The organism is Desulfovermiculus halophilus DSM 18834 (assembly GCF_000620765.1).
In the GTDB taxonomy this organism is placed as follows: Bacteria; Desulfobacterota; Desulfovibrionia; order Desulfovibrionales; family Desulfothermaceae; genus Desulfovermiculus; species Desulfovermiculus halophilus.
On the sequence record NZ_JIAK01000051.1, the window covers coordinates 1 to 4213 of the forward strand.

At 52.0% G+C, this 4213-nt stretch carries 5 protein-coding genes; all 5 read right to left on the reverse strand.

The window, feature by feature from the left end; all coding sequences use genetic code 11:
• Nucleotides 1–340: 340 nt before the first annotated feature.
• Nucleotides 341–1111: an IS21-like element helper ATPase IstB gene (gene istB / locus N902_RS0114070; protein WP_027371426.1), complete on the reverse strand. Its 771-nt coding sequence runs from the start codon at nt 1109–1111 to the stop codon at nt 341–343.
• The gene (gene istA / locus N902_RS0114075; protein ID WP_027371427.1) at nt 1104–2588 is read right to left on the reverse strand and encodes an IS21 family transposase; all 1485 of its coding nucleotides are present in this window, start codon (nt 2586–2588) and stop codon (nt 1104–1106) included. The genes istB and istA overlap by 8 nt, the downstream gene beginning before the upstream one ends.
• Nucleotides 2572–3372 carry a ParB/RepB/Spo0J family partition protein gene (locus N902_RS0114080; protein ID WP_027371428.1) on the reverse strand — a complete coding sequence of 267 codons (801 nt, stop codon included), beginning with the start codon at nt 3370–3372 and terminating at the stop codon, nt 2572–2574. The genes istA and N902_RS0114080 overlap by 17 nt, the downstream gene beginning before the upstream one ends.
• Nucleotides 3369–3779 (reverse strand): helix-turn-helix domain-containing protein, encoded by a 411-nt coding sequence (locus N902_RS18090; protein WP_051564616.1) that lies wholly within the window; start codon nt 3777–3779, stop codon nt 3369–3371. The genes N902_RS0114080 and N902_RS18090 overlap by 4 nt, the downstream gene beginning before the upstream one ends.
• A 233-nt stretch (nt 3780–4012) precedes the next feature.
• A partial coding sequence (locus N902_RS20280) for a hypothetical protein (protein ID WP_208596339.1) occupies nt 4013–4213 on the reverse strand: 201 nt, incomplete at its 5' end.

Sequence of the window (4213 nt, forward strand, 5' to 3'; positions counted from 1 at the left end):
GACCCACCCATGCCGGGTTTTAAAGAGACCCACTCTGCTACCTGTTGATATCCCATGCTAATTTCTTCCCCATTTTTCGAGTCATCAGTCATGGTTGGTTACCGTTGAATTATTTAGCAACAAATTGTAGACAAGGCCCTATTTTCACTACCCCAGCGCCCTGGGAGTTCATTTGGTTGCTATTTTCGCGCATAGCTGAAGCGTCATAGGCCAAAAACAAAGCTTGTTTGGTGAGCCCATGACCTGTGAAAGCACTTAAGACAGGAATAAAAAAAAGCTCAGGCCTGTTTTCCAAACACGGCCTGAGCTTTTGCTTAGGGAGGCTGAGCGGAGAAAGGAGTTATTCGGATTCAGGATGGATCTTCGGGGCCTCCGGCCCTTCTGTCCGGTAACTGCGGCCTTTGCGAATCATGAGCACTTCTGCCCGGTGAAAAATACGATCGGCCACAGCGCCAATAACTGATGGGTTGCCTAAGGCGTGCCCCCACTCTTCGATGCTGATGCTGGTGGTCAGAATCAAAGAGACTTTCTCCTGACAGACGCTGACCAGATCCAGCAGCAGGCTGGGATATTCTGGTTTGGTGCGGATATGATTTATATGATCCACGATCAAGATGTCCAATTTCGATAGTTTGCTTAAGAGTTCATCAGTAGTATCGTCGGCCAGGGTGGCATAGAGCATGGCCAGGATCTGCTGCAAGGTGTAAAATCTGACTTTAAAACCGGCTGCACAGGCCTTGATGCCAATGGAGGTGGCGATGTGGGTCTTGCCGGTTCCGGATTTGCCCGAGATCAAAAGAGGGCTTTTCTTTTGTACAAAACCAAGCTCCTGCAGATTTTTGAGATGCTCCACATTGAGTCCTGGCTGAAAGCCCCAGTCAAAGTTGTCAAAGCTCATCCCTGTGGGAAAAACAGCGTGTTGGATCCGTCGTTGTAAAGAGCGCTTTTGCCGGGCGGCCAATTGGATATCAAGCATCTCGCTTAAAAACTGCAGATGTCCCAGCCCGTTTGCTGCGGCTCGTTGTAGCCCTGATTCCAGCTCCTTGGCCATATCTTTAAGCAGCAAGGTGCGCAGATCCTTTATGACTTTATCCAGAAGCAGCTCACTCATTTTCATCCTCCCGGCTGTGCAGCAGCTGGTCATAGTGCCTCAGATCATATTTTTCCACAGCTTGGCCCCTAAGCCAGCTGCGGATATTATCGGGCATGACCTGTTCATTGTGCTGGGGCTTTAGTTTTCCACCCTGGAGGATCCTGAGGACGGCATCTGCGCTGTAGGCCCCGTATTTAGCGGCATAGTTGAGAGCGCCGCAAACCACATCCTGACCATAGTGATCCGCAAGCTTCAGGATGCGTTGAAGGTGATATCCGGCGGCCGCCTTTTTTTCTTCCAAAAGGCCCTGGTAATAGGCCCGAGCTGCCTCTCCAAGCCGGAGAAAGGCCGATTCCAGGAGCTGTTTTTGCCCGGATGTCTTTTTGTATTCCTGTTCATGTTCAGGCAGGATCTGGCGCTGATTCCGGCCCTGAACGTAGGTGTGCCTACAGTGCAGTTGCTTTTTAAGCCAGATCTCAAGACGATCTTGGTACAAGCGGAGCTTGACCCATTGTCCGATCAATGCCGGATCTACGCTATAACGATTGGTATCCAAACCGACACAGAAGTCGGTATGCACCACCCGGTCGCACTCTTTATATGCTTGATCCGATAGGTTGTAAGGCAATGGCCGTAAGTAGGACATCTCCCGATCCAGACGATCCACAGGCCTTTCCTTGAGTGTTCCATGCAGGCGTACATTGGCGGTCTGGGCCCGCCAGAGATCGCCTCTGGAGTTGAGATCTTCCAGATCCTGAAACTCCCGCCCTTTGAGGAAATTGGTCTCCACATAATAAAAGGGACGCTCTACAATCCCGTGGCGCTCTTTTTTGCCCGGGGGCAAGATGACCACCTTAAAGCCATATCCGTTGGCAAAACTTTGAAAAACCGGATTGATCCAAATTTTCCCCGGTCCAGTATGTCTGCCCACAGTGGTCATGTTGTCATAGGTTATGGTCTGGGGCACGGCTCCAAGCTCCCCAAAAGCCTGCTCATGCAGGGAAATCACACTTTCGATTTTCTCATCCACAAAAAAACGGAGAAACATCCAGCGACTAAAGCACAGGACAATGGAGCCAGTGTGCACCATCTGTTGCCGTCCCCCCAGGATGACCCGGTGGGGGCTCCAGTCCATCTGAGCTTCCTGGCCCGGAGGATGATCAATTGGCGGCCTGGGGACTTTGCGTGGCTTTTGCCGGATTGTGCGCAAATAATCTTTGAGGATGGAGTATCCGCCCTGATAGCCAAGCTCTCTTATCTCCTCCAGGATGCGCACCCCGTTGAGGTCTTTTTCCCGGACCAGAAATTCTATCTTGCTTTTAAAAGGATCGAGCTTACTCCCTTTGGGCCCCGCTTGTCTGACGGTTTGGGGGCGTAGTTCCCGGCGGACGGCATTGCGACTGACTCCGGCCTGCTTGGCGGTGGCCCGCAAGGACCCGGTTTGATAAAAGGCGTCCCGGATCAGTTGCTTTTTCTGTTCACTGAGACGGCTCATATGAGCTCCTTTGTTCCAAGATCTCCAGATTGGATTTGATAAGAGTCAAAGCGGCCTGGACTGTATCCTCCTGACCCAGCTCATTTTCCAGAGCCCGCAGTATCTTCCATAGGGCCCTAAAGATCTTGCAGGTCTTTTGCTCTTTTTCATAATGGGAGATGGCCAGCTTGGGATTTTTTAGCAGAAAACTCCTGACCTGTATGTCCGCGGCCTTGACCCACAAGTCGGTCAAGATCCGGACCTGAGCTGTACTCAATCCATGGCTTTGAATGGCTGCAGACACATCCGCCTGGTTGCAGGTGTGCAACCGGGCCAAGTGCAGACCGGACCCAGGGGGCACAAGCTCAAGCTGAATATCTGTAATGATTTCCGGGGCCAAAGAAGTGATCAAAAGCAGCCGCCGGTTGACCCAGCTTTTATGCCGCCCCAGGAGTACGGCCGCCTCTTTTTGGCTCAGTCCGTCTTTGTGTACCAATTCCCGGACCAAGGCCGCTTCCTGGATTATGCTGTGCTTTTTCCTGCGGTTAAGGACCAAGATCATGGCCTTGGCCCGGATCAGATCCATATCCAGATCCATGGCCTGGATATGGGTGAGCCCCAGCTTCTTGGTCGCCTCATAGCGGGTAAAGCCATCGATCAAGATCCTGCCGGTCATAACGACTGGGGAGATCTGTCCCTGTTGCTTTAAGGCAGCAGCCATCTTGGTAATATCCTTGGCCTTGGGCCGGCACAGGGGCAAAAGACGCAGATCCAGATCAGATAAAGGCAAGGACCGGGTTTTCATTTCATCCTCAGGGAGTCGCGACATATTTGGCGGACAGTGGCCGGGTCTTTTTTGCGTATTTCTTCTTTGCTTGTAAGTGGGCGTTGATCCGATCTGAGAGGTGTCTGGGGCAAAGACAAGACCTGGAAAAGCTGCCCGTCAAAGGCGATAAGATCCTTGGCAATGAGTTCGTCCCGGGCCAGGATATATTCATCCAAAGTGAGCTTAATCAAAGTGCAGATCTTGTCATAGCTGTAATAGGAGAGCCCCTGGCGATCGCCTGCCAGGATGAGGAAGACATACAACAGCAGGGCATGATGGCTGAGCTCTTGCCAGTATCCCTGGCGCAGAAAGCTGTGCTGGATAAAGGCAAAGCTGCCCTGAATGGACCGAATCCGGTCTGGAACAAGGGGCCTTTTGTGAATCATTTTTTTCCTCCTGTGCTGTAAATGGACTTAACACTGCAGATTGCCGTCCCTCCACCACTTCTGGCCATAGGGTCGAGGCGGAAAATTGGTGACCAGCCGTCCCGTTTTACCGCATACCTGGCAACAGGGCTGAGCAACGGAGCTTGGAGCCGGTCTTGAAGGAAGCGGAAAAGGTCTATCAAGGAAGGTAGCACAGGCAGGAGCAGGTGTTGAAGATTGATCATCCACGCTTTTTAAGGTTCGACGTATTCTGCGTTGTTTCTCAGCCTGACGGTGTTGCTTTTTGCCCTTTTGGGTTTGTCGGTATCGCCTCTGGGCTTGTCGGTGGGCCTCTTTCCTGGCAGTGATGCGGCATATCTCACAGCAATAAGCCTGCCCCCGCCAGCAACTCCGGCAGAGATAAAAGGTGAATCCACAATAACGGCAGGAAAGGG